Origin of the sequence: Thermovibrio guaymasensis (genome assembly GCF_003633715.1) — a bacterium.
Lineage (GTDB): Bacteria > Aquificota > Aquificia > Desulfurobacteriales > Desulfurobacteriaceae > Thermovibrio > Thermovibrio guaymasensis.
This window is the reverse complement of the sequence record NZ_RBIE01000002.1, coordinates 99,994-123,301: the sequence shown is the minus strand read 5'-3', so window position 1 is coordinate 123,301 and position 23,308 is coordinate 99,994. Positions and strand designations below refer to the sequence as shown.

Below are 23,308 nucleotides of genomic sequence, written 5' to 3'. Positions count from 1 at the left end.
CTACTTTTCCTCTTCCTCTTTAACTTCCTCTACTTCTGCAAGTTCAATTAACCTATCAAGGGCTTTCTGTCTCCTTACGTCCTCTTTAATTAAAGGTAATAGTCCCCTCTCCTGAAGGGACTGCCTTGCCTTAACGTAGTCTCCGCCGAAGAGGTTATTTGCAAGCTTTTGAATTTCCTCTTCAACCTCCTCATCTGTAACTTCAATTCCTTCTAGCTCTGCTACTTTCTCAAGGAGAAGTTTAACCTTTACTGTCTTCTCTGCTGTTGGCCTAACCATCTCAAAGATGGCCTGTGGTGAGAGCTGTTGAACGTTTACTCCCATCTGAGCAAGTCTCATTAGCTGGTTCTCGGCCTGAGCCCTTATTTCAAGGTCAAGCATTGAAGGTGGAACGGGGACGTTTACCTTCTTAAGGAGCTCTTCAATAATCTGGTCTTCTACTTCTTCCTGCTCCCTCGTCTTCTCAGCTATTTCAAGGTCCTCTCTTATCTTCTTCTTCATATCCTCAAGGCTTTCAAAGCCTAACTTCTTTGCAAACTCGTCGTTTACCTCGGGAAGTTCTTTCTCTTTAACTGCTTTCACTTTAAACTTTACCTTAACCTTCTTTCCTGCTACTTCACCGTAAACGTCCTTGTTGTCCTCTGCAGTAAATTCAACTTCACCTTCTTCTCCAGCCTTCTTCTCTAGTACTTCCTTTTCAACCTCAGGCCACAGCTGCTTTTGACCCAGAACTACTGAAACGGAACCTTTATGGGGCTCTTTTTCCCCTTCAACCTCCGTTTCGTACTCAATATCAACCAAGTCCCCTTCCTTTGCCTCTCTCTCTACCTCTTTCCACTGGGCAAGCTGGTTTCTAAGACCTTCTATAACCTTTTCTACGTCCTTATCTCCTAACTCCCTCTTTGTTTTCTTAACCTTAATTCCCGTGTAATCTTCTTTTGAGAGTTCAACTTCAGGTTTGACCTCAAGGACTAGAGAAATCTCAAAGGTGTCGTTCTTGAGATCAAACTTAAAGTCTTCAACTCCCGGCTCTGTAAGGAGTTTTAGCCCTTCCTTTTCAACAACCTCTCCAAGTTTCCTCGGAATGAAGGTTCTAAGGAGAGCGTCCCTGATTTCGTCTTGATAGTACTTCTTTATGATGGGAACGGGGGCTTTTCCGGGTCTAAAGCCGGGAACCTTAGCGTTCTTTCCAATCTCCTTTGCTATTAGGTTAACCTCCTTTCTAAGCTCTTCAGGTTCGGCGGTAATCTTTAGACCGTAGATTACGTCTCCCCTCTTTTCAAGTTCGTATTTCATTTCTCTCCTCCTTTTGCCTTTCTAACTCTTCCCATTACCTTAAGGGGTAAGCTCCATACCTTTGTAAAGGCTGCTCCAGCTTTATGGTCAAAGGTGTCTTTTGGACTGTAGGTAGCAAGGTCTTCAAAGTAAAGGGAGTTAGGAGACTTCCTTCCTACTACCTGTGCGCTTCCTTTATAGAGCTTAAACTTTACCTTTCCGCTGACTAAGGGAGCTATCTGGTTGTTGAACGCGTCAAGTGCTTCCCTTAGAGGAGTAAACCAAAGAGCCTCGTAGACTACTTCAGCGTAAGGGTGTTTTACGTGGCTCTGTTTATAGTGGTATGTAAACCTGTCAAGGACTAGACTTTCAAGCTCGTCGTAAGCCCTCATTAGAAGTAGGGCTGCAGGAGCTTCGTACACTTCCCTTGACTTAATTCCAACTAGCCTGTTTTCAACCATGTCAATTCTGCCAAAGCCATGCCTTCCAGCGATTTCGTTTAAATCCCAGATTAACTTCCAGAGCTCCTCATACCTCTTTCCGTTAATTGCAACTGGAAGGCCCCTTTCAAACTCAACTTCAACGTACTGGGGTTCGTCTGGAGCTTTTTCCGGGCTAACTGTAAGGACGAAGGCATCCTCAGGAGGTTCTACGTAAGGGTCCTCAAGGGGACCAGCTTCAATTGCAACTCCCCAAAGGTTTCTGTCGTAAGAGTAAGGTTTTTCCTTCGTTGCAACTACCGGAATTCCGTGTTTCTTTGCGTACTCAATCTCCTCATCCCTTGATTTAAACTCCCACTCCCTTACCGGAGCTAAAACCTCTATATCAGGGTCAAGGGCCCAAACTGAGGCCTCAAACCTTACCTGGTCGTTCCCCTTCCCGGTTGAACCGTGAGCTACAAAGTCTGCACCCTCTCTATGAGCGATTTCAACGAGTTTTTTGGCTATGAGGGGTCTTGATAGGGCCGAAATTAGAGGGTATTTACCCTCGTAGAGAGCTCCTGCCCTCATTAGGGGAATACAGTACTCCCTTGCAAACTCCTCTTTGATATCATCAACTATTGCCTCAACTGCGCCTGAGGCCTTTGCCTTTTGGGGAATCTCATCAAGCTCCTCTCCCTGTCCTACGTCTGCTGTATAGGTTATTACTTCAAAACCCTTATCAGCCAGCCACCGGACTATTACTGAAGTATCAAGCCCTCCGGAGTAAGCAAGAACTACTCTCTTTCCCACGGTTTCCTCCTTGCCTCTTTTAACTTGCGGAATTTTAGGAAAAATTTACCCGATATACAACGCCCTTTATTGACACTTTGGGAAGGTTGGTCTATATTTCCCTATGCAAGTGGCGACGTGGCTCAGGTGGTTAGAGCGGGCGGCTCATACCCGCCAGGTCGGTGGTTCGACTCCACCCGTCGCCACCAATTTTTTATACTTTCTCCATGATAAAGGAAAAAGTCCTTAAGACTATCCGTAAGTTCAGTCTAGTTCCCCCCGGTTCAAAGGTAATTGTTGCCCTTTCCGGAGGTCCCGATTCTGTAGCTCTCCTTTCAGTTCTCCTTGAACTAAAAAACGAACTTCAAATTGAAGTTGAGGCCGTTCACGTTAACCACATGCTAAGGGGAGAGGAGTCCTTTAGGGATGAGGAGTTCGTTAAGGAACTCTGCAGGCGCTTAAAAGTTCCCCTTACGGTTAAAAGAGTCAACGTTTTGGATGTTTCAAAGGGAAGGAACGTTGAGGCTGTTGCAAGGGAGCTCCGCTACAAAGCTCTTTATCAGGTCTTAAAGGAGAGGAAAGGGGACCTCGTTGCCCTTGGTCATACGGCTTCAGATCTTGTTGAAACCGTTCTTTTGAACTTGACAAAAGGAACGGGATTAAAGGGTTTGAGGGGCTTCCTTCCCAAGAGGGACGTTTTCATTAGACCTCTGTTTGAGGTCAAGAGGAGGGAAGTTGAGGAGTACCTCAAAGAAAGGGGAATTCCTTACGTAGTTGATAGTTCAAACTTAAAAACTGACTTTGAGAGGAACCTAGTTAGGCTGAAGGTTATCCCTCATCTGAGGGAAATTAACCCATCCCTTGAAGAGGCCTTTTTAAGGAGTTCTGAAATTTTGAGGGGAGTTGAGGATTTTGTTTCCTCGGAAGTTGAGAAATTACTAAAGAGGTTCTTTAAGGGTAATACTTTTAGAGTTCCAATTTCCGAGCTAAAGGAACTTCACCCTTACCTTTTAACGGAGCTCCTTTCTGAAGCCTACAGGAGGATTTCTGGAAGAGTTCTTTCTCATAGAAAAGTTAACGAAATAGTTTCATTAATTAAAAAGGAAGGGTTTAAGTCTTTTATTCCTGATAAGGGTTTTACCGTTTATAAGGAACAGGATTACCTTGTTATCTCTCCAGAAGACAAAAGAGGAGATTTTTACTACCAAGTTGAAACCATTCCCTCTGAAGTTAAAACTCCTTTGGGTATATTGAGATTTTCCCTAAACAGGGGAGAACCTGTTGTTTCCGAAGAGGGTTTTAAAAAAGCCGGTATAATTGTGAGAAGCCGGAAGCCGGGAGATAGACTTAAATTTAAGAACTTCTCAAAGAGCCTTAAGAAGTTCCTAATAGAGAAGAGAGTTCCTGCTACTAAGAGGTGGGAGCTCCCGATTGTTGAAGTGGAGGGGGAGATAGTCTATATTCCCAAACTTTATAAGAAAGACCTATCTTTAAGTGGAAACTTCGTAGGGGTTGAGTTTGAATCAGATGGTGGAAGTTCTGATTGCGCCTCAGGAGATAGAAAGGAGAGTTAAGGAGCTAGCAAAGGAAATAGAGGAAGCCCTTCCTTCCCCTTTTGTTGTTATTTCTCTTCTCAAGGGGGCTTTTATCTTTACGGCAGACCTCGTCAGGAACTTCAGGGATGTTGAGCTTGACTTTATGAAAGTTGAGAGTTATCGGGGTAGAGAGAAAGGTAAAACCAAGATGACCCTTGAGCCAAGGGTTCCCCTTGAAGGTAAGAGAGTTTTAATCGTTGACGATATCTTTGATACGGGTGAGAGCTTAGACTTTGCCTTTAGGTGGGTTAAGGCTAAGGGAGCTTTAGATGTGAAAACCTGCGTTTTACTTGATAAGGAGGTAGAGAAGAGGACCTCTTTAAAGCCCGACTTTGTCGGGTTTAGGGTTCCGGATTACTTTGTAGTTGGTTACGGATTAGATTTAGACGAGAAATTCCGTCAACTTCCCTATATAGGATATTTAAAGGAGTAAGAAGGATGGATAAGGTAAAGGAAATCTTTAAGAGTTTGGCCCTTTGGCTAGGTATAGCCTTGATGATTATCCTAGCCTTTAACTTTTTCAATTCTAATCAGGTAAGGACTCCTGTTGAACCTTTCTCAGTATTCGTTCAGCAGGTAGAGAAGGGAGAGGTAAAGAAGGTATTGATTCAAGGCCAAAAGGTCGTTGGAGTTACGAAAGACGGTAAGAGCTTTGAAACTTACCTTCCCCCCGGCTACAACGAGGTGATAAACAAGCTTACGAAGAAGGGAGTTGAGATTGAAGTTAAGCCTGAGGAAGGAAGTCCTTGGTACATAACCGTTTTGGTTTCGTGGCTTCCTATGATTTTTCTCATTCTCCTGTGGCTAAGTATGATGAGGCAGATGAGTGCAGGAAGTTCTAAGGCCCTCTCTTTTGCAAAGAGCAGGGCGAAGATCTTTATAGATAATAAGCCTAAAGTAACCTTTAAAGACGTTGCGGGAATAGACGAGGTTAAGGAAGAGGTTGCAGAGATAGTAGATTTCCTCAAGAACCCTAAGAAGTACCAGCAACTAGGGGGAAGGATTCCTAAAGGGGTTCTCCTTGCGGGAGCTCCAGGAACGGGTAAGACCCTACTTGCAAAGGCTATAGCTGGGGAGGCGAACGTTCCCTTCCTCTCAGTTAGCGGTTCAGAGTTTGTAGAGATGTTCGTTGGTGTAGGTGCAAGTAGGGTTCGTGACCTCTTTGAGCAGGCTAAAAAGCACGCTCCCTGTATAGTCTTTATTGACGAGATTGACGCTGTTGGAAGGAAGAGGGGAGTAGGCGTAAGTGGCGGCCATGATGAAAGGGAACAGACTTTGAACCAGCTTTTAGTTGAGATGGACGGTTTTGAGAGTAGCGACGGAATAATAGTTATTGCAGCGACAAACAGGCCGGATATCCTTGACCCGGCCCTTTTAAGGCCTGGAAGGTTTGACAGGCAGATCTTCGTTCCCCTTCCAGACGTTAGGGGGAGGTTGGAGATACTAAAAATCCATACAAGGAATAAGCCTCTAGCTGAAGATGTTGACCTTGAGGTAATAGCCCGTTCAACTCCAGGTTTTTCTGGAGCTGACCTTGCAAACATAGTAAACGAGGCAGCCCTGATAGCTGCAAGGAAGAACCATGGAAAAATTACTATGGAAGACTTTGAAGAGGCAAAGGATAAGGTTACTATGGGAATTGAGAGAAAGAGTATGGTCCTCTCTGAACAAGAGAAGATCACTACTGCCTATCATGAGGCTGGCCATACCCTAGTTGCGAAGCTCTTACCAAATGCAGATAAGGTTCACAAAGTTACGATAATTCCTAGAGGAAAGGCCCTTGGTCTAACCCAGCAGCTTCCTGAGGAGGATAAGTACACTTACACGAAGGAGTACCTCCTTGACAGAATTGCAGTCCTCTTTGGAGGGAGAGTTGCTGAAGAGATTGCCCTTGGAACTATTTCAACCGGGGCAGGGAACGACATAGAGAGGGCAACCGAGATTGCCAGAAAGATGGTTGCCGAGTGGGGAATGAGCGAGAAAATCGGGCCTATAGCGGTTAAAATAAAGGAGCAATTTGGGGAGCCTGTAGAGGTGGTTAGTGAAGAGCTCCGCCGCCTCATTGATAAAGAGGTAAAGAGAATCCTCAATGAAGCTTATCAGAGGACTAAAGAGCTCCTATCTCAGAATAGGGACAAGCTTGAAAACCTTGCAAGGGCCCTTTTAGAGAGGGAAACCTTAACTGGAGAGGAGATAGATAAGGCGATAAATGGGGAGCTCTCAAAGAGTGACAGCGAACCTCCAAAGCCGGGAAGTAGGGGAGGAAATGAAGAGAGGAAGGAGATGGGAGGTTTCGGATTCAATCCACAGCTGGAGGCTTAGAGGGTGGCTTTTGATAGTGAGAGGATAGAGAAGGCAGTAAGGGAGATTTTAATTGCCATAGGAGAAGATCCTGATAGGGAAGGTTTGAAGGATACTCCTAAGAGAGTTGCCAAATTGTACGAGGAGATCCTTTCGGGCTACAACGACAGTCCTGAAAATCACCTCGTTCTCTTCACTGAAAAGTACGATGAGATGATAATTGTAAAGGACATACCTTTTTACTCAATGTGCGAACACCACATGCTTCCCTTCTTTGGAAAGGCCCACGTTGCATACATCCCAGATAACAGTAAAGTTACCGGACTCTCAAAACTTGCAAGGATAGTTGACGTTTACGCAAAGAGGTTTCAGCTTCAGGAAAGGATGACTGAGCAGATAGCTGATGCTGTAATGGCAAAGCTTAACGCTAAAGGCGTTATGGTTGTAGTGGAGGCTCAGCACCTGTGTATGATTATGAGGGGCGTAAAGAAGCCCGGCTCTTACACTGTTACGAGTGCGGTAAAGGGGATTATGAGGGAAGAACCTACAAGGATGGAAGCCCTTTTCCTCCTAAAGGGGAGGTCATGAGGAGGTTCCTCTTCCTAGCTTTGGTCGTTCCATTTTTGACTTCCTGTTCTTCCCTTTGGGGAAATAAGAAGGAGGTAAAGAGGCCTCCTCAACCGCTGGTGGCTGAAGAGGTTAAAAAGCCCTCTCCTGAAGAAAAGGCAAAAGGTTACTACCAGATTGGAGTAGCCTACCTTCAAATGGGAGAGATTCCCCTTGCACTTAACTACCTCCTTAAGGCAAGGAAGTTATCCCCTAAAGATCCGAAAATTTATAATGCCATAGGCTTTGCATTTCTTAAGAGGGGAGATTATAAGAGGGCTGAGAGTTACTTAAAGAAGGCCCTTTCCCTTAAAAAGGACTTTTCTGAAGCCTGGTTGAACTTGGGAATTCTTTACGAGGAGAAGGGGGATTTAAAGGGAGCCGAGGAGTGCTATTTAAAGGCCTTAGAAAATCCACTTTACCTTACTCCTGAGGCTGCTTACTACCGTCTTGCTCTTTTAGAGCTGAAGAAGGGGAATAGGGGGAGGGCAAAGAGAAATCTTATTATGGCCATCAGGAACAATCAGGACTTTGCTCCGGCTTATATTGAACTTGCTAAACTTTTGGAAGATGAGGGAAAGCTGGAAGAGGCAAAGGACATTTACTTTAAGTTAATATCCCTCTACCCAAAAGTTCAAGAACTTTACTGTAGGTTGGGGGAGCTCTTTATAAAGAGTGGAGATACTTTGAATGGAAAGAAGTACTTAAAGAAGTGCATTTCTATAGATCCAAGTAGCAGCCTTGCAGCAAAGGCAAGAAGGAGGCTTGTGGAACTTGATGGACAAGCTCCTTAATTTCCTAATACTTCTCTTTTCCCTCATTATAGTAGTTTCCCTTGGAGTTATCTTTTTATTCTACAACCCATCTGTAGTTACCAATCACTTTGAAAAGGTTCCTCTGAGTATTACAAGGGAGATAGGTAGGGAGAAAAGAAAAGTTAAACACTCTCAACTTGAAGCCCAAGTAGAGGAAGAGAAAGTCCCTCAAGAAGTGAAAAAAAGAGTAAATGAGATTAAAGAAGTTATCAGCAATTACCTGGTCTACTTACAGTATGGAAGTGAAAGGAAACCTTCTTTGGTTCTTAAGGTAGAGCTTGGTAAGCTGTACCTTCTAACTTACTACCTTATGGCGTGGCCTTTCGTTAAGGTTGAACTAAACGGCTACGCTACTTTCACTCCTGATAAAGCCTATTTGTGTAGAGGTCTTATCGTTTTAGAGATTCCTGCTAGAGGTCTTTTACCTCCTGAGGTTTCAAGGGGTGTGGTTGAAGATTACGGAGCTCTCTTAACCTTTTCTGGTTCTGAAGTTAAAGCTGTTCCCTTTGTAAAGGGGGAGTGTAGGGAAAATGGGTTTGTCTTTAACCTTGCAGGTGAGTTTTCTGGGGTCTGCTTTGGGGGAGATTTTATAGATTCTAATCAGCTTTACAGAGAGGTTCCTCAAAACTGTAGAATTGTCTATCAAAAGGAGGTGGGAAATGGCGATTTATAGGGCTAAAACCGACAGCTGGTACGTTGAAAGGATAACCTCCTTTCTTGCCGGTTTTTTCGTCTTTGTAAGCGTTATTCTGGGCCTTTATACTGGTAATAAGTATTTCTTCTACTTTACTGCTTTTGTCGGCTTTATGCTAATGTTCTTCGCTGTTACGGGACTCTGCCCTTCCTCAATTCTGCTTCACAAGTTGGGAGTTCCTTCACTTCTTGAAAAGTACTGTGAAAAAGAAAAGGGTAAGTAATTGACACTTTGGGGGTAATTTACCAAATTATCACTTTGTAAGCTGGCGTAGCTCAGTTGGCAGAGCGGGGCACTCGTAATGCCCAGGTCGGGGGTTCAAGTCCCCCCGCCAGCACCACTTAGGGGGAGGTTTGGAATTCCTGTCTTTAATTCTAGACTATTCGTTTCAATCGCTGGTTAAAAATTGGAAAGCAGTAGCGATTTATACTCTATTTCTAATATCCTTAACTCTTCTCTCTTTTTTTCATCCAGTATCAATTATTTCAAACTTTCTCCTTCAACTCCTTGGAATTCAGATTATGGTTTACTACGGAACTCCAATTTTGAAAGGGTTCTCAAAGGATGAGCTGTACTCTTTTATTGAGTCTTCCACGGTTAAAAAGGTCTTTACCGAGAGATTTGAGACATCTGCAGGAATATTTCTCTCCTCTTTCATTATGAATTCTCTTCTTGTTGTTTTTCTTCTGATTGTTATAGTTCTTTCGGGAATTCCGATAGGTAGTGTTGAAAACCTTTCAGAGATTCAGCTCGTTAACCTGCTACTCAAGCTCTTTTTTGTATTTATGCTTGTTATTCTGGTTATTTCATGGTATCTCTACCTCTATCCACTTGCCTTTGGTTATGCTATGAATAAAGAAAGTTTTGGTGAAGCCTTTTTATCGTTTTTCAAAATGCTCTCCCCTTCCCTCTGGAAGAGAACTCTCTCTCTTAAGTACTTTACCTTTATTGCTGTGTCTGGACTTCTCGGAACTATCTTTCTCCTAGTAGGTTTAGTCTTAACGGTTTCAATCGTCTTTATCCCCGTTGGAGCTCCTTTCCTCTACTTTGCTAACGTTTTCTTCGGGGGAGTGGCTGCCAAAGCTTACCTTATAGCCTTTAAAGGCGAATTACAGAATCAGAGTTAACTAGAGCCTGTACTACGTCGTAGGCGTTTGATGCCACTCCAACTTCAAGGTCCTCAAGGAGTTTAAAGTAATCAAGGCACGTTCCACAGCAGATGATTTCCACACCTTTGTTTGAGAGTTCCTTTAAAGCTTCAAGGATCTCCGGGTCTGCACCTCTGCAGGCAAGTTTAACTGCTGTGTTTATTAGGATTATTCTCTTAGGTATAGGTTGAGCATTAAGGAAAGTCTTTATAAAACCTTTAATTAGAATTTTCCCAAGCTCCTTATCCTCACCAACGTAACTTGAAGCAATTAAGATCGTTATTTCCTTTCCTCCTTCCTCTTTAACTTCTCGTTCCTTTTTCTCTTTGGAGCCCTCTCCCTTTAATATGTAGATGTGAAATTCTCCCTCCTTCTCTTCAACTTTTACCTGACATCCCATTTTCTGGGCAAACCTTTTTACGTTCTCCTTAGAGGCTTTGTTATCTACAATTACGACAATCTCTCCACTGTCCATACTCTCAAGGGCTTCCTTCGTCTTTAAAACGGGTATAGGACATGAGAGTCCCCTGCAGTTAACCTCTCTCATTCTCCTACCTCCTCTTTAAACCTTTCCAATCTCTCAAGGGTTAAACCTATCTCAGCTACTGAGCTCTTCCACTTTAGTACTTTAAGCTTAGGTATTAAAAGGAGTTCGCAAGGTAGGCAAAACTCAGGGTCTTTAAGGTGCTTTTCCCAAAGTTCATCTACCCTTTTAACTTCTCCACCCTCTATAACTCCTAAACTCTCACTCCCTTCCCTTTCATCCTTTAAGTATAGGAAGGTCTTCCCTTCCCATAGGGCTACTACGATTTTAAACCTATCGTCATTTAACTTCTTTAGAACCTTCAACTAGTAACCTCTCTCCAACTTCTCTGAATATCTGCCTTCCTATCCTGTCCATACACTCTTTTCTCTTCTCTTCAATTTCCGAAGCGGTTCCGTAGGTGTTGTAGAAGTCGTACCTCTCTATGGTAAATGTGTAGAGGGGCTTTTTAAAACCGTACTTAATGAGTTTAACTTGGGCCTTTATCGTCATCATGTACTGTCTGGCAACGTCATTTCTGTCGTATCCTACAGCCGTAGTTGATATTGAGAGAATAGTTGGTTTAACTATTAGTGTTCTATCGGGAATCGGCTTCAGGTCAACTTTAAACCTGGGGTCTGAGTAGAAGACCTCGTCGGCAACTCTGGAGAAGATAACGTCAAGCTCCTCCTCGGAGGTCTTGTTCGTTACTGGCTCAAGGTAAACGTGTTCAAGTACCTGAGGTTTTTGAACTTGCCCTGTAGTTGCACAACCTCCAAGGAGGAGAAAGAGTAAAAGTAAAAGTACTCTCAATACTTACCTCACAACAAGGTTAACTATTCTTCCTGGCCTGTAGATAAACTTAATTATTTCTTTACCCTCTATTGCCTTTTGAACTTTCGGCTCTTTTAGGACCATCTCCTTCACTTCCTCTTCTTTTGCTCCTGCAGGAACGGTGATCACTGCTCTAACCTTACCGTTTACCTGTACAGGGATTTCAACCTCTTCTTCCTTTAAAGCTTTTTCGTCAACGCTGGGCCATTGGGTTTTTGCTAGAAGTCTTTTGTGTCCCGTTAGTTCCCAGAGTTCCTCTGCCATGTGTGGAGCAAACGGGTAGAGCATTACTATTAACTTCTCAACTGCCTCTTTTAGGGCACCTTTATCACCTTCAGTTTCCGGTTTAAAGGAGGTAATCTGGTTAAAGAGCTCCATAATTGCTGCAATTGCCGTGTTGAACTTAAACCTCTCACTAAGCTCTTCTGTAACTTTCTTTAAGGTCTGGTGGGTCTTTCTCCTTAAATCCTTTCCTCCCTTTGATAAGTCTCCTTTAAAGTCCTCCTTTAATAGTTCAAGGTTGTCGGTTACGAACTGGAAAACTCTCCTTAAAAATCTGTAGGCTCCTTCAATTCCTTCCATTTTCCACTCAAATTCTGCCTCAGGAGGAGCGGCAAAGAGAACGTATAGCCTCGTTGAGTCTGCCCCGTACTTTTCAACCATTTCACTAGGGTTAACGATGTTTAGCTTGCTCTTGCTCATCTTTGAAACTTCGCCGAACTTCTCCTCGTAAGGCTTTAGAACCTCTTCAGGTTCTCCCTCAAGGAACTTCTTGGCTTCTTCGGTAGAGAGGAGAAGGACTGCGTTATCTCCAACCGTTATGTGGTATCTCCTCATTAAAGATCCTATGGTCTCATCGTATTTAAATTCTTTTCCTGTTAGAGCTTTGATTAGTTCTCCTACGGTGCACTCTTCTGTTAAGCAGAGGGCCTTCAGTAGGTTCTTAACGCTTATCCACCTCTTATTTACCATTCCTTGAGTTAGGAGGTTTTCAAAAGGTTCTCCCTTTTTAAAGAACTCCCTCTGGTGACCGTCCTCAGGCTCTTTAAAGAGACCTAGGTCTCTCAGTACTTTTGTAAAGAACCTTGAGTAGAGGAGGTGGAGGACTGCGTGTTCAATTCCTCCTATGTACTGGTCAACGACCATGTAGTAGGAGGCCTCTTCAGGTTTGAAGGGAAGGTTTTCTTCCTTTGGAGAGCAGTACCTTAAGAAGTACCATGAGGAGTCAAAGAAGGTATCCATAGTATCGGTTTCCCTCTTTGCAGGACTTCCACACTTGGGGCACTTAACTTCTACAAACTCTGGAACTCTCTCTAAGGGAGACTTTCCTTCTCCTGTTAGTGGAGCATTCTCTGGGAGCTCCACAGGTAACTGCTCTTCGGGAACCGGAACTATTCCGCACTTCGGACAGTAGATTACGGGAATTGGTGTTCCCCAGTAGCGCTGGCGAGAGATATTCCAGTCCCTAAGCCTGTACTGAACTGCTTTCCTGCCTTTACCTAGCTTTTCAAGCTCTTTCGTAATTTCCTCTTTTGCTTTTTCGCTTTTAAGTCCTGTAAACTTTCCGCTGTTAATTAAGACTCCCGGTTGGGTGTAGGCCTCTTCTAGCTCTTCCGGTTTAAGTTCTTGGCCTTCAGGAGTTATGACAACTTTAACTGGTAAGTTGTACTTCTTTGCAAACTCAAAATCCCTGGTGTCATGGGCGGGGACTGACATTACAGCTCCCGTTCCGTAGTCCATAAGGACGAAGTTTGCAGTGTAAACGGGAACCTTCTCACCTGTTAATGGGTGAACAGCGTAAACACCCAGGAAGACTCCCTCTTTTGGGAGCTCTCCCGTACTCCTCTTCCTCTTTTCAGTTCTCTTTACCTTCTCAACGAAAGTTCTAACCTCCTCTTCTTGAGGAGTCCCTTTTGATAGTTCTATCGTTAAAGGGTGCTCTGGAGCAAGGACTACGTAGGTTACTCCAAATAGGGTATCCGGTCGGGTTGTGAATACCTTAATTACTCTCCCTTTTTCAGGAACTTCAAACTCAACTTCGGCTCCTACGCTCTTGCCTATCCAGTTCTTCTGCATAGTTATTACAGGATCTGGCCAATGACCTTTAAGGAGTTCAAGGTCGTTAAGGAGTTCCTCAGCGTACTGGGTAATCCTTAAAAACCAGCTGTCAATTTCCCTAGTCTCTACTTCCGTTCCGCACCTCCAGCACCTTCCTTCCTCATCAACCTGTTCATTTGCAAGGACGGTTTGACAAGAAGGACACCAGTTTACCGGAGCCTTTGACTTGTAAGCTATTCCTTTTTCAAGCATCTTAAGGAAGATCCACTGATTCCACCTGTAGTACTCTGGCAGGCACGTTGCAATTTCCCTATTCCAGTCGTAAGAAAATCCCAGTCTCTTTAGTTCTTTCTTCATGTTCTCTATATTTGAGACTGTCCAGTCCCTCGGGTGAACCCCACTCTTTATTGCTGCATTTTCGGCTGGGAGTCCAAAGGCATCCCATCCCATTGGGTGGAGGACGTTGTATCCGTCCATTCTCTTAAACCTTGCTATTACGTCTCCTATTGAGTAGTTCCTTACGTGTCCCATGTGAATCTTTCCAGATGGGTAAGGAAACATTTCAAGGACGTAATACTTTTTCCTTGAGTCTGGAGAACTCTTAAATACTCCTTCCTCTTTCCACCTTTCCTGCCACTTTCTCTCTATCTTATCGTGCTCGTACTTCATCTCTCCTCCAGCTCATGAGTAATATAATTGTTCCCAATTTTAGCTGGGAGGTTTGATAATGTCTATTCCAGAACCCCTCTTAAAAGTAGCTGCAATCTTCTTTGACGTTATCTTTGTCCTGTTAGTTTTCTCATTTATATTCATCTTTGGACTAAGGTTCTACTGGCGCTGGAAGGCTAAAAGGTTAAAGGGTGAGCCTGTTCCGGAGGAACTTTTAGTACCAAAGCTTAAAAAGGGAAAGGGTTTAATTTACTTTTACTCTCCAAACTGCCGTCCCTGCCAAATGGTTGAACCAATCTATAAAAAACTCTCAAAGGAGCTTAAAGGTGTTCACTTTGTAAAAATAAATGTTTTGGAGAAGCCAGAAGCTGTTAGGAAAATAGGGATTCTTGCAACTCCCTCTATGGTGCTTGTTAAAGATGGTAGGATTAAAGAGGTCATTCTTGGGCCTGTGAGCGAGGGGGTTTTAAGGGAGAAGCTGAAGTGAAGATTACTTTTAACGGAGCAGCAGGGGTTGTAACTGGAAGTTGCCACTTCTTTGAAGTTAAAGGAGCTAAGTTTCTCCTTGACTGCGGTCTCTTTCAGGGAAGTGAAGAGCTTGAAGACCTTAACCCTAAGTTTACGTTTGATCCATCGAAGGTTGACTTTGTAATCCTCTCCCACGGCCACCTTGACCACTGTGGGAGGCTCCCTTACCTGGTAAAGAGGGGCTTTAAGGGAAAAATTTACGCGACCTCTGGAACCATTGAGGTATCAAGGTTAATACTCATGGATGCAGCTCAAGTTCAAGAGGAGAACCTTAAAACTGTAAACAGGAGGAGGCTGAGGGAAGGGAAGGAACCGAAGGAACTCCTCTACACTGTAGATGACGTCTTTGACACTTTCAGCCACTTTAGGGCCTGTGACTTTAAGAAGTGGTACCAAATTGGCCCTGTAAGGTTCCGTTTTCACGATGCAGGTCATATCCTTTGTTCTGAGTTCGTTGAGATTGAGGTTGAGGGCAAAAGAGTCCTCTTTAGCGGGGATTTGGGGAATAGAGGTAAGCCTTTAATAAGGGACCCTGAGCTTCCTCCGAAGGCCGATTTGGTTTTAATAGAGACTACTTACGGAAACAGGAAGCACAAGAGCTTTGAGGATTCGGTTAAGGAGTTTAAAGAGGCGGTTCTTTCAACCTTTGAAAGGGGTGGGGTCGTTTTAATTCCTACCTTTGCCCTTGAGAGAGCACAAGATATCCTTTACATACTGAAGGAAATGTATGAAAAGGGGGAGCTCCCTCCCTGCAAAGTCTTCCTTGATTCTCCCCTTGCAATCTCAATTACAAAGACATTTAACCGCCATCCAGAGTGCCTTGAGGGGAGGGTTCTTAGGGAACTAAGGAGGAAAAGGGATCTCTTTTCTTTTCCTTACCTTCACTTTACAAGGACTGTTGAGGAGTCAAAGAGAATTAACACTTATGAGGGTAGAGCAATAATAATAGCTGGTAACGGGATGTGTACCGGCGGTAGGATCCTCCACCACATAAAGCACAGGATTTGGGATAAGAGGAATTCAATAGTGTTTGTAGGCTACCAGGCAGAGGGAACTCTGGGAAGGGAGATAGTTGAGGGAAAGAAGAAAGTTAAAGTCTTTAACGAGATAGTTAAAGTTAACGCTAGGGTTTACACTATAAACGGCTTTTCCTCCCACGCAGACCAACCTCAGCTTTTAAGCTGGCTTAGGGAAACTGTAAAGAGTAATACCGACGTTGTTTTAGTTCATGGTGAAAGGAGGGTTCAAGAAGTTTTTAAGAAAGAAGTTAATAAGATATTCTCTATTATTCCTTTTGTTCCTTCTCTCTATGAGAGTCTTTTTTTTTTGACAAAAATTGTTAATCCTGATTGACAAAAATCGTCACTCTTAATTAGAAAGTTTCTTCTTTATTTTCCCTTATTAACTGGCATATGTCTTGCTACTTAAGCAAACTAAAATTCATTTAGGAGGTAAACATGAAAAACTTATCAAACTTCCGTAAAGGTTTCACGCTTATTGAGCTGATGGTTGTTGTAGCGATTATTGCAATCCTTGCAGCAATTGCTATTCCCCAGTACAGGAAGTTCCAGCTCAAGTCAAAAACCGTTGAGGCCAAGGAGAACATTGGGGCAATCGTAACTGCTGAGGAGAGCTTTGCAGCAGAGCACGGTCAGTACGCCCAGTGTTCGGCGGCTCCTACTGGAGTTACTCCCGGACCTACAAAGCACCCTTGGCAGGTTCAAACTCCCGGTGCAGGATTTGACCTTATCGGCTTTAGGCCTGCAGGGGATGTTTACTACGTTTACGGTGTAACCGAGGGGGCTCCTCAATCACCTGCAACTTCCGGTAACAGCATGGCCAACGATGCAACCGCCTACAACACCGACACTTCAATTGACACAAACGGTAACATTCAAAACGGTGTTGATGTTCACGATGGACAGGTTGATATTACGATTGCCGCTACCGGCGACCTTGACGGAGACGGCATCAAAGCCGGATTCTATAGGGACGACGAGCACACCAAGATTAATCCTGACCCCGTTGATGCAGGTGCTAACGAGTTTTAATTTGGCTTAATCCTTGCTCTCCCAAGGAAGGGCTTCGGCCCTTTCTTTTTTTTCTCAGTTTTATAAAATGGTCATAATAACTAACATTAAGAGTAGAAAAATTGAGAAGAGGGTTTACAATCTTAGAGGTCTTAATCGTACTCCTTTTACTAGGAATCCTTGCGGGAATAGCGGGGTACAACTACAAAAGGTACGTCCTTCAAGCTAAAAGAGTAGAAGCCCTTGAAAACCTCGGAGTTCTAAGAAAACTGGAGGAGATCTACAGGGCGGAGAAGGGGTGGTACGTTACCTGTTACTGGTCCCCTGAAAACATACCCCCCCCTCAGGGTACGGAGGATTGGAACAGTAACTCTTACTTTTACCTTATAGGTTTTAGACCTCAAGGTGTTATCAGGTATAGGTATGCCGTTGCAAAGGCGAATGGCAGTAGAACCGTTTCCCAGTGTATGGCCGATGTGGAGGCCTGCTACGATGACAGCGTTGTTGCTAACGGCTTTACTCAGGTAAGAGAAGGAGTTATAGATATCTTAATGAAGGCAGAGGCAGACCTTGACAATGACGGAAATATCGGAAAGGTCTTCATTCCCGATGAACCTCCCCAAAGAATCGTCTACGTCAATTACACGGTTTACTGATATGGCTATTTTATCTGTTAAAAACCTACAAAAGAGCTATAAGAAAGGTTTTCTTAAAAAGGAGAGCGTTAAGGTTTTAAAGGGCGTAAACTTTGAAGTTAGTAGGGAAATTTTTGGGTTTATAGGTCCTAATGGTGCGGGTAAAACGACTACAATGAAAGCAATTATGGGCTTTATTTTTCCCGACAGTGGGGAAATTAGAATTTTCGGAAAGTTAAATACGGACGTTTCTGTAAAGAGAAAAGTAGGTTTCCTTCCAGAAAGGCCTTACGTTCCCCTCTCAATAACCGGAAAGGAGTACCTTGACTTCTGTGCCGACGTTTACGGTATTCCCTACTATAAGAGGAGGAAGAAGTACTTAAAACTCCTTGAGCTCGTTGAACTCGTCGGCGTTGAGGAGAGGAAGCTCTCCTCTTACTCTAAAGGTATGGTTCAGCGCCTCCTCTTTGCCGCGACCCTTCTAAACGAACCGGAGTTCCTAATTCTTGACGAGCCCATGAGCGGTTTAGATCCAGTCGGGCGGAGTGTGATTGCTTCCGTTATAAGAAGGTTAAAGGAAGAAGGTAAGGCCGTCTTCTACAGCTCCCACATAATTCAAGACGTTGAGAGGCTCTCCGACAAGGTTGCTATTATCGTCGGTGGTGAGATAAAGCTAATTGACTCGGTTTCTTCCCTTATAAGTAAGTTTATTACTGGATATACGTTAGTTTACAGGAAAGTTGGTGAGAGTTCCCTCCTCTCAAAGGAAATAAGCAGGCAAGAGCTCTGGTCTTTCCTAGAAAAGTTAAGGAGGGAGGGCTATGAAATAGTGGCGGTTGAGCCCAAGAGCCTTTCCCTTGAGGACATTCTCGTCTCCTTTATTAAAGGCTCTGGAGGAATGATTTGAGTTTTTGGCCGGTTGCAAAGCTCACCTTTAGAGAGAGCGTGAAAGAGCGCTTCTTTATCGGAATGCTCCTTGTTGAGGTTCTCCTACTCTTCCTCAGCTACTACCTCTCCGAGCTTGCCGCCGGAGACAGCGTGAAGGTGGGTATGGACTTTGCCCTTGCCTTCTACTTCTTCCTGACGGCCATCTTTGCCATTATGGTTCCCGTCTCAACCCTTTTTCGTGATATCTCCGATAAGTTCGTTTATCTGATACTCTCCAAACCCATTAAGAGGGAGAGTTACCTTGTGGGCAAGTATTTTGGCTCCCTTATGGCCCTTGCCCTCTTTCTCTTTGCCTCATTCTTTATAGTTTCTGTGGGTGTTTTAGGAATAAGCCACTTCGCAAGGTTGTACGTTCCTCATGTTATTGTAGTTGAAAGGATTTTTCTCCTGACTCTTTCCCTCTTCTTTATGGGAACTCTCCTATCGGCCTTCTCAACCCTATTCTCAATTCTCTTTACGAGCCAGACCCTCGCCACCGTTGTCGGCTTTCTCCTTTTCCTCTCGGGCCTTGAGCTTGCCTCTGTTAAGGAGCTGTCCCTTTCCTCTGATTACGTAAGCCCTTTTAACAAGGTTTTAATAAAAGTCCTCTACTACTTCTTCCCCAACTTCTCCCTCTATGACCTCAAGGCCTATGCCGTTCACCTTCAGCTCTCCGTTTCACCTCTCTACTTTGTCCTGATTGTTCTCTATACCCTTTTCTACTCCTGTGCAGTACTTTTAATCTCCACTTGGTTCTTTACTAGGAGAGAACTGTAGTGAAAAGGCTGGTTTTGGCGTTTTTCCTTATAGCTCTTTCTTATCCAGTTATGGAGAAGGCAACCTCCCTTCAACCTAAGGTTGAAGGGGACTCTAAGGTCTATTCTTACTCCTACGAACGGTTGATTTTGACCTTCCCTACCCTCAAGCCCCTTATTTCCGACGTTCTCTATATGCAGACTTGTTATCTGACTGGGAATGACATCTTTAACCAGTGGCGGGAGAGAAAGTTCAGTAAGGAGGAGTGGGAAACCAATTTTCACAACGTGAAGGTTATAACAAAACTTGATCCTTACTACTTTGACCCTTATTACTTTACCGGTTCTTACATTCTATGGCGAATAAAGGATAAGAAGGAATTTCTGCACGAGGTTAATATAACTCTTGAAAGAGGAATGAAATATATAGACGACTGGAGGCTTCCGTTCTTCATAGGGTTTAACTACTTTTACTTTTTAGGGGATAAAGTTAAGGGTGCTCAGTATTTGAAAAAGGCATCTGATATGGAAGGGGCTCCCTACTACCTTAAACTTTTAATTCCCCGTCTTTACGCTCAGTCTGGTAAATATCAGCTTGCTGTGATTGAGACTGCTCAGGAGTTAAAGAGGGTTAAAAATGAAGTTCTAAGGAAACAGCTTGAAAGGAGACTAAAAGTCCTTATTTACCTTAGAGACCTTAACTTAGCTCTTGAGAAGTTCAGAAAGGTTTACAGGAGGTGTCCTAACTCTTTAGATGAGCTCGTAGATAAAGGATTTATTAGTAAAGTTCCAGAAGATCCTTATGGTGGGAAGTTTTACGTAGATAGGCAAAAGTGTACTGTTTGGACTACCAGTAACCTTAGACCGGTTAAGTCTTCTACTCCTTCTTCCCAGTAAATTTGTAGCCGTAACTTCCGAGTTTAACTAAGTTAATGGTTAAAACTATTTGGTAGTCAATTGTGCTATCGTAATTTTTTATCCACCTGTAGGAAATTTCTCCGTTCCAACATCCCCTGTTCATGGTGAATGAGTACTTTCTTTCCCTGTCAGTTGAGTTTTTTAAATCGTACCTCTGGATGTAGTTGAAGTTTAGGAATGGCGAAAGTGGTAGTTTAAAACCCCATTTAAGGTATTGGATATCCATTTCTTTACCGTTGTAGTGATTGATCCAGAGGTTAATTCTACTTAGGTTAACCTGGGCGTAGGAGTTTAGAAATTTTAGTCCACCTCTTTGGGGGGAAACGTCTGCAGTTTCCCTTAAGGTCAACCAGTAAGTTGGAGTAATTTCAAAGTCTCCCTTTAATTCCTTCCACTTAGAGCCGTTTAGAAGGTAGTCGGTCTGAGCCGATATACGAGCTAACCTTTTCCCTTTTCCGTAAAGGTAAAGTTCAACGGCAGGGCTTAACCTCCTCTCTCCCCTTATCCTATCTGTTATATCGTAGAGGGGGAAACTCTCCTGATTTTTGCTTTCAACGTAGTTAAAGGTTAGTTCTGGGTTAACTGAAATGGCGTAGCTACCTAGGGGATAGAACCTATTAACCTTAGTTGAGTTTTTAAACCTCCACAGCTCCCTGCTGTTGCCGAACTGGTAGTAAGTGTACATGTAGGTTAATTCGCTGGTGTTTTTTACCCTGCCAATCTGCTTACTGAGTTTAAGGGAAGGTTCTAGGTTAACCCTGTAGGAGCTCCCTCCAGCCTTCCTGTAAAAGTATGTAGCCCTTGAAAAGAGGTTAAAAGTGAAGGGAGTTTTAGGGATTGGAGAATCAAGGAGGTAAATGGAGAGGGAGGGAAGTCTTTGGTAGATAGTATCGGCACTTCCGTCAAGGTACCTTAAGTAAACGGCGTTGGCGTTTAAAACAGTGTGCTCCCAGAGTTTACTTACTGTTACGTCTGACTTTGTGTAGACTTGTGACTGCTCCACTGTGTCAAGGTTTGAGGAGCTCTTGTAGTACTCCCTGCTACTTACTATCTCTGCCTTTGCACTTCCGTAGGCATAATCTGAAGGTTTGTAAGTATGGTTAAGGTTAAACTTCCAGTCCTTCCTGTCTGACTTGTTAAGCTGGTAGTAAGTTAGGTCTCCCCTGTTCTTCTCTCCTAAGACGTACCTTAACTCTGCCTGTTTTCCCTCTCCGTCAATAGTCCTTTTTTCGTAGGTGAGGGTTAGATCGGCGCTCCTTCCAAGGACTAAGTAGAAGGGCTGTTTGTAAATAAAACCGTCTTTACTTATGTACCCAAACCTTGGAAACAGAAAACCACTCTTCCTTTCCCTCTTTATGGGCCCTGAAAGGTAAGGAGAAATTAAAATAGGAATTTCCTTTACTCTAAAAGCTACCCACTTTCCTGCGAAAGACTCTCCTAAGAGGATCTTAAACTTCTTTGCAGAGACCGACCAGTCTGGACATTTGTGGGAGCAGGGGGTGTACTCTCCGTCGTAAGCTATCCACTCCTTTTCGGAAACCCTTTTAATCCTTTCTGCCTTAAGTCTTTCCCCCCTTGAAAGCCACCCTTCAACGTTCTCAAGGAGAGCTTCCTTTGTGTTAAGGTTGTAAATGAGGTTTTTACAGTGGAGCTCGGTATCCCCTTCCTTTATTACTACATTTCCCCATACTCTTATAGTTTCCCTTTTCCTATCGTATAGGCCCTTATCTCCCTCTATAGTAACGTCTTTGTACTTTACGACTACTCTACCGTGTGCCTTTACAGAGGTATTAACGTTTCCCTTAACTTCCTTTGCCGTTATTACTACCGGGACCTCCCCTCCGAAGGCGGGGAGTGTAAGGAGGAAGAGAAAGGTTAGAACGCTCCTTCTCAAAATCTGTTACCCCTTTTCAATTTTGTAGTTTAATTTTAAACTGTAAACCAAATTTAAAGGAGTTTTCAGATGAAAGGACCTGCTGAAATTGTTAAGAAGCTGGCTCTCCTCCAGATCGGTTTCATTTCGCTGGTTTCTGAGAAAGTGGAGGAGATGATTAAGGAGCTTGAGGAAAGGGGAAAGCTCTCTGAGGAGGAGGGGAAGAAGTTTCTTGAAGATCTAAAGAAATTACTAATCAGTAAGAAGGAAGAGATTGCAAAGGAAGTGGAGAAAGCTGTAAGGGAGATGAACCTGGTTACTAGAGAAGAATTTGAGGAGCTAAAGAGGGAGGTGGAGAGTTTAAGAGCTCAATTAGAGGAGATTAAAGCATCTATTGATAAAGGAAATGAGGGGCCTTAAGAGGCTTTGGGAGGTCCTCTCCTCCCTTTACTTCTGTTTTTACGAGGAGGTTTCCAGATACCTTACTCCTTTTGGTGCCTTTCTAATTTCACTTCCTTTTTGGAATAAGAAGGAGCTCCTATCATACCCTCCTCCTGTAAGGTTAAGGCTTTCACTTGAGAGTTTGGGCGGAGCCTTCATAAAGGTCGGTCAGCTCTTATCAACGAGGATTGATGTACTCCCTGCAGATTTTGTTAAGGAGCTTGAAAAACTCCAGGATAGGGTTCCTCCCCAGCCTCTAAAGGAAATCCTTGAAGCCTATCCTGAGCTGAGGACTTTTTTCTCCTACGTTGAGCCTGAACCAATAGGTTCTGGTTCTGTTGCTCAGGTTCATAGAGCTTTCCTAAAAGACGGGAAGGAAGTTGCCCTTAAAGTTGTAAGACCTCATGCTGAGAAGCTAATAAAAGAGGACGTATCAATCCTTAAGCTCATAGTTAAGCTTTTGTGTTCTATTTACCCTCCCTTAAAGGACTTCAGACTTCCCCAAATCGTTGAGGAAATTGAAAGAATGCTCCTTGACGAGCTTGACCTTGGAAAGGAAGCCGCCTACATGGAGCTCTTTAGGAAGTTCTCAAAGGAAGAGCCTTCATTTTACGTTCCTGAGGTCTTCTGGGATTACACTTCAAGGAGGTACTTGGTATCTGAGTTTATCCGTGGAAAGAAGTTGGGAAGTACTGACCTGCCTGAGGAAAGGAGGAAGGAGCTTGCTGAGAAGTTCGTTAGGGCGGTTAACAGAATGGTCTTTGAGCTTGGAGTTTTCCACGGAGACCTTCACCCTGGAAACATATTCCTGCTAAATGACGGTCGTTTTGCATTTGTTGACTTTGGGATAATTGGAAGGTTCTCTCCTGATACCCTTTACGAGTTCTTCCTCTTTTCCTTGGGGGTTATGAATAGGGACCCAGACCTTATAGTCGGCTCCCTTAGGAGGATAGGAGCCCTTCCGGAGAACCTGAACGAGAAGCTCTTAAAGAGAGAGATTCTCATTTTCCTTGATAAGTACTACAACAAACCCCTTTCTAAGATAGACGCTGAGAAGCTCTTCTATGAGGAGCTCTCAACTGCAAGGAAGTTTAAAGTTGTCCTTCCTGAGGAGCTCGTTACTTTAATGAAAACAATAGCCCATACTGAGTCAATAGCAAGGATGATCTACCCCGACTTCAGGCTTCCTCCACTGCTGAAGCCTTATTTGGAGAAGATTGCCCCAAAAGTTCTCCTCTCATTCTTAAAGAGGGCAGGAACTACTCTTTCTATGAACTACGCTCAGCTCGTTGATGAGTTTCCAAATCTCTTAAGGAGCTCTTTAAAGAGGGAGAGGAGGAGTTACAGGGAAATCTTTTGGGGAATGGCCCTTTTGGGCTTCTCTGTTACTCTCGTCTTTTCTCCGAAACTCCTCCTTTTCTACATTCCCACCGTCCTAATCGTAAATAAGCTTTCCCGTTAAGGCTATAATT

Annotated in this window: 23 protein-coding genes, 2 tRNA genes and 1 pseudogene; 19 read left to right on the top strand and 7 right to left on the bottom strand. The window is 43.7% G+C overall.

Features of this window, described 5'->3' with window-relative positions; all coding sequences use genetic code 11:
• Together tig and C7457_RS05775 are read right to left on the bottom strand one after the other, a co-directional pair.
• Positions 1–1,296 (bottom strand): trigger factor, encoded by a 1,296-nt coding sequence (tig, locus tag C7457_RS05780; RefSeq protein WP_121170987.1) that lies wholly within the window; start codon positions 1,294–1,296, stop codon positions 1–3.
• Complete coding sequence (locus C7457_RS05775) at positions 1,293–2,507, bottom strand: argininosuccinate synthase (protein ID WP_121170985.1); 1,215 nt, start codon at positions 2,505–2,507, stop codon at positions 1,293–1,295. The genes tig and C7457_RS05775 overlap by 4 nt, the downstream gene beginning before the upstream one ends.
• A gap of 111 nt (positions 2,508–2,618) precedes the next feature.
• Here C7457_RS05775 and C7457_RS05770 point away from each other — a divergent pair.
• From C7457_RS05770 to C7457_RS05725, 10 genes are all read left to right on the top strand, one after another.
• Positions 2,619–2,695 (top strand) — tRNA-Met (locus C7457_RS05770).
• A gap of 18 nt (positions 2,696–2,713) precedes the next feature.
• Positions 2,714–4,060, top strand: a complete 1,347-nt coding sequence (gene tilS, locus C7457_RS05765; protein ID WP_121170983.1) for a tRNA lysidine(34) synthetase TilS — start codon at positions 2,714–2,716, stop codon at positions 4,058–4,060.
• Positions 4,014–4,514 carry a hypoxanthine phosphoribosyltransferase gene (hpt, locus tag C7457_RS05760; protein ID WP_121170981.1) on the top strand — a complete coding sequence of 167 codons (501 nt, stop codon included), beginning with the start codon at positions 4,014–4,016 and terminating at the stop codon, positions 4,512–4,514. Before tilS ends, hpt begins: the two co-directional genes overlap by 47 nt.
• Before the next feature lie 5 nt (positions 4,515–4,519).
• Positions 4,520–6,403 (top strand): ATP-dependent zinc metalloprotease FtsH, encoded by a 1,884-nt coding sequence (gene ftsH / locus C7457_RS05755; protein ID WP_121170979.1) that lies wholly within the window; start codon positions 4,520–4,522, stop codon positions 6,401–6,403.
• Between the two features lie 3 nt (positions 6,404–6,406).
• On the top strand, positions 6,407–6,970 hold the full coding sequence (gene folE, locus C7457_RS05750; RefSeq protein ID WP_121170977.1) for a GTP cyclohydrolase I FolE: 564 nt from the start codon (positions 6,407–6,409) through the stop codon (positions 6,968–6,970).
• Entirely contained in the window at positions 6,967–7,782 is an 816-nt protein-coding gene (locus tag C7457_RS05745; RefSeq protein WP_121170975.1) for a tetratricopeptide repeat protein, read from the top strand. Before folE ends, C7457_RS05745 begins: the two co-directional genes overlap by 4 nt.
• Positions 7,766–8,476 (top strand): hypothetical protein, encoded by a 711-nt coding sequence (locus C7457_RS05740; RefSeq protein ID WP_121170972.1) that lies wholly within the window; start codon positions 7,766–7,768, stop codon positions 8,474–8,476. The genes C7457_RS05745 and C7457_RS05740 overlap by 17 nt, the downstream gene beginning before the upstream one ends.
• Positions 8,463–8,720 carry a YgaP family membrane protein gene (locus C7457_RS05735; RefSeq protein ID WP_121170970.1) on the top strand — a complete coding sequence of 86 codons (258 nt, stop codon included), beginning with the start codon at positions 8,463–8,465 and terminating at the stop codon, positions 8,718–8,720. The genes C7457_RS05740 and C7457_RS05735 overlap by 14 nt, the downstream gene beginning before the upstream one ends.
• A 41-nt stretch (positions 8,721–8,761) precedes the next feature.
• A tRNA-Thr gene (locus C7457_RS05730) sits at positions 8,762–8,837 on the top strand.
• A 13-nt stretch (positions 8,838–8,850) separates the two neighbouring features.
• Positions 8,851–9,624, top strand: a complete 774-nt coding sequence (locus C7457_RS05725; protein WP_121170968.1) for a hypothetical protein — start codon at positions 8,851–8,853, stop codon at positions 9,622–9,624.
• On the opposite strand, the gene yedF is transcribed toward C7457_RS05725, so the two are convergent.
• From yedF to leuS, 4 genes are read right to left on the bottom strand one after another with little or no spacing between them, the layout of a single operon-like run.
• Positions 9,596–10,192, bottom strand: coding sequence for a sulfurtransferase-like selenium metabolism protein YedF (gene yedF / locus C7457_RS05720; protein ID WP_121170966.1), 597 nt, complete (start codon positions 10,190–10,192; stop codon positions 9,596–9,598). The two genes, C7457_RS05725 and yedF, sit on opposite strands and share 29 nt — an antisense overlap.
• Entirely contained in the window at positions 10,189–10,494 is a 306-nt protein-coding gene (locus tag C7457_RS05715) for a hypothetical protein (protein WP_121170964.1), read from the bottom strand. The genes yedF and C7457_RS05715 overlap by 4 nt, the downstream gene beginning before the upstream one ends.
• Positions 10,469–10,981, bottom strand: a complete 513-nt coding sequence (gene lptE / locus C7457_RS05710) for an LPS assembly lipoprotein LptE (protein ID WP_121170962.1) — start codon at positions 10,979–10,981, stop codon at positions 10,469–10,471. The genes C7457_RS05715 and lptE overlap by 26 nt, the downstream gene beginning before the upstream one ends.
• A gap of 3 nt (positions 10,982–10,984) precedes the next feature.
• Positions 10,985–13,729 carry a leucine--tRNA ligase gene (leuS, locus tag C7457_RS05705; protein WP_121170960.1) on the bottom strand — a complete coding sequence of 915 codons (2,745 nt, stop codon included), beginning with the start codon at positions 13,727–13,729 and terminating at the stop codon, positions 10,985–10,987.
• Positions 13,730–13,787: 58 nt separating this feature from the next.
• Between leuS and C7457_RS05700 the strand changes: the two genes are divergently transcribed.
• The 7 genes and pseudogenes from C7457_RS05700 (at position 13,788) to C7457_RS05670 (ending at position 19,501) form a co-directional block, all read left to right on the top strand.
• Entirely contained in the window at positions 13,788–14,216 is a 429-nt protein-coding gene (locus C7457_RS05700) for a thioredoxin family protein (RefSeq protein ID WP_121170957.1), read from the top strand.
• Entirely contained in the window at positions 14,213–15,610 is a 1,398-nt protein-coding gene (locus tag C7457_RS05695) for an MBL fold metallo-hydrolase RNA specificity domain-containing protein (RefSeq protein WP_121170955.1), read from the top strand. Before C7457_RS05700 ends, C7457_RS05695 begins: the two co-directional genes overlap by 4 nt.
• A gap of 104 nt (positions 15,611–15,714) precedes the next feature.
• Positions 15,715–15,820, top strand: a pseudogene (locus C7457_RS09020) (prepilin-type N-terminal cleavage/methylation domain-containing protein); the annotation flags it as partial.
• 589 nt (positions 15,821–16,409) lie between these two features.
• A complete protein-coding gene (locus C7457_RS05685) occupies positions 16,410–16,943 on the top strand; it encodes a prepilin-type N-terminal cleavage/methylation domain-containing protein (protein WP_121170951.1) in 534 nt (177 codons plus the stop codon).
• Entirely contained in the window at positions 16,864–17,829 is a 966-nt protein-coding gene (locus C7457_RS05680; protein WP_121170949.1) for an ABC transporter ATP-binding protein, read from the top strand. Before C7457_RS05685 ends, C7457_RS05680 begins: the two co-directional genes overlap by 80 nt.
• Positions 17,826–18,626, top strand: a complete 801-nt coding sequence (locus tag C7457_RS05675; RefSeq protein WP_121170947.1) for an ABC transporter permease — start codon at positions 17,826–17,828, stop codon at positions 18,624–18,626. The genes C7457_RS05680 and C7457_RS05675 overlap by 4 nt, the downstream gene beginning before the upstream one ends.
• On the top strand, positions 18,626–19,501 hold the full coding sequence (locus tag C7457_RS05670; protein WP_121170945.1) for a hypothetical protein: 876 nt from the start codon (positions 18,626–18,628) through the stop codon (positions 19,499–19,501). Before C7457_RS05675 ends, C7457_RS05670 begins: the two co-directional genes overlap by 1 nt.
• Here the strand turns inward: C7457_RS05670 and C7457_RS05665 are convergent.
• The gene (locus C7457_RS05665; RefSeq protein WP_121170943.1) at positions 19,482–21,416 is read right to left on the bottom strand and encodes an LPS-assembly protein LptD; all 1,935 of its coding nucleotides are present in this window, start codon (positions 21,414–21,416) and stop codon (positions 19,482–19,484) included. The two genes, C7457_RS05670 and C7457_RS05665, sit on opposite strands and share 20 nt — an antisense overlap.
• 69 nt (positions 21,417–21,485) lie before the next feature.
• On the opposite strand from C7457_RS05665, the gene C7457_RS05660 reads away from it, so the two are divergent.
• Positions 21,486–21,815: a phasin family protein gene (locus C7457_RS05660; protein WP_121170941.1), complete on the top strand. Its 330-nt coding sequence runs from the start codon at positions 21,486–21,488 to the stop codon at positions 21,813–21,815.
• Positions 21,790–23,298 (top strand): ABC1 kinase family protein, encoded by a 1,509-nt coding sequence (locus tag C7457_RS05655; RefSeq protein WP_245939601.1) that lies wholly within the window; start codon positions 21,790–21,792, stop codon positions 23,296–23,298. Before C7457_RS05660 ends, C7457_RS05655 begins: the two co-directional genes overlap by 26 nt.
• Positions 23,299–23,308: the final 10 nt, after the last annotated feature.

Excerpts from the sequence above, each read along its gene's own strand:
- tig (WP_121170987.1), bottom strand. The coding sequence starts at position 1,296 with ATGAAATACGAACTTGAAAAGAGGGGAGACGTAATCTACGGTCTAAAG.
- tilS (WP_121170983.1), top strand. The coding sequence starts at position 2,714 with ATGATAAAGGAAAAAGTCCTTAAGACTATCCGTAAGTTCAGTCTAGTT.
- hpt (WP_121170981.1), top strand. The coding sequence starts at position 4,014 with ATGGTGGAAGTTCTGATTGCGCCTCAGGAGATAGAAAGGAGAGTTAAG.
- ftsH (WP_121170979.1), top strand. The coding sequence starts at position 4,520 with ATGGATAAGGTAAAGGAAATCTTTAAGAGTTTGGCCCTTTGGCTAGGT.
- C7457_RS05745 (WP_121170975.1), top strand. The coding sequence starts at position 6,967 with ATGAGGAGGTTCCTCTTCCTAGCTTTGGTCGTTCCATTTTTGACTTCC.
- C7457_RS05740 (WP_121170972.1), top strand. The coding sequence starts at position 7,766 with ATGGACAAGCTCCTTAATTTCCTAATACTTCTCTTTTCCCTCATTATA.
- C7457_RS05735 (WP_121170970.1), top strand. The coding sequence starts at position 8,463 with ATGGCGATTTATAGGGCTAAAACCGACAGCTGGTACGTTGAAAGGATA.
- yedF (WP_121170966.1), bottom strand. The coding sequence starts at position 10,192 with ATGAGAGAGGTTAACTGCAGGGGACTCTCATGTCCTATACCCGTTTTA.
- leuS (WP_121170960.1), bottom strand. The coding sequence starts at position 13,729 with ATGAAGTACGAGCACGATAAGATAGAGAGAAAGTGGCAGGAAAGGTGG.
- C7457_RS05700 (WP_121170957.1), top strand. The coding sequence starts at position 13,788 with ATGTCTATTCCAGAACCCCTCTTAAAAGTAGCTGCAATCTTCTTTGAC.
- C7457_RS05680 (WP_121170949.1), top strand. The coding sequence starts at position 16,864 with ATGACGGAAATATCGGAAAGGTCTTCATTCCCGATGAACCTCCCCAAA.
- C7457_RS05660 (WP_121170941.1), top strand. The coding sequence starts at position 21,486 with ATGAAAGGACCTGCTGAAATTGTTAAGAAGCTGGCTCTCCTCCAGATC.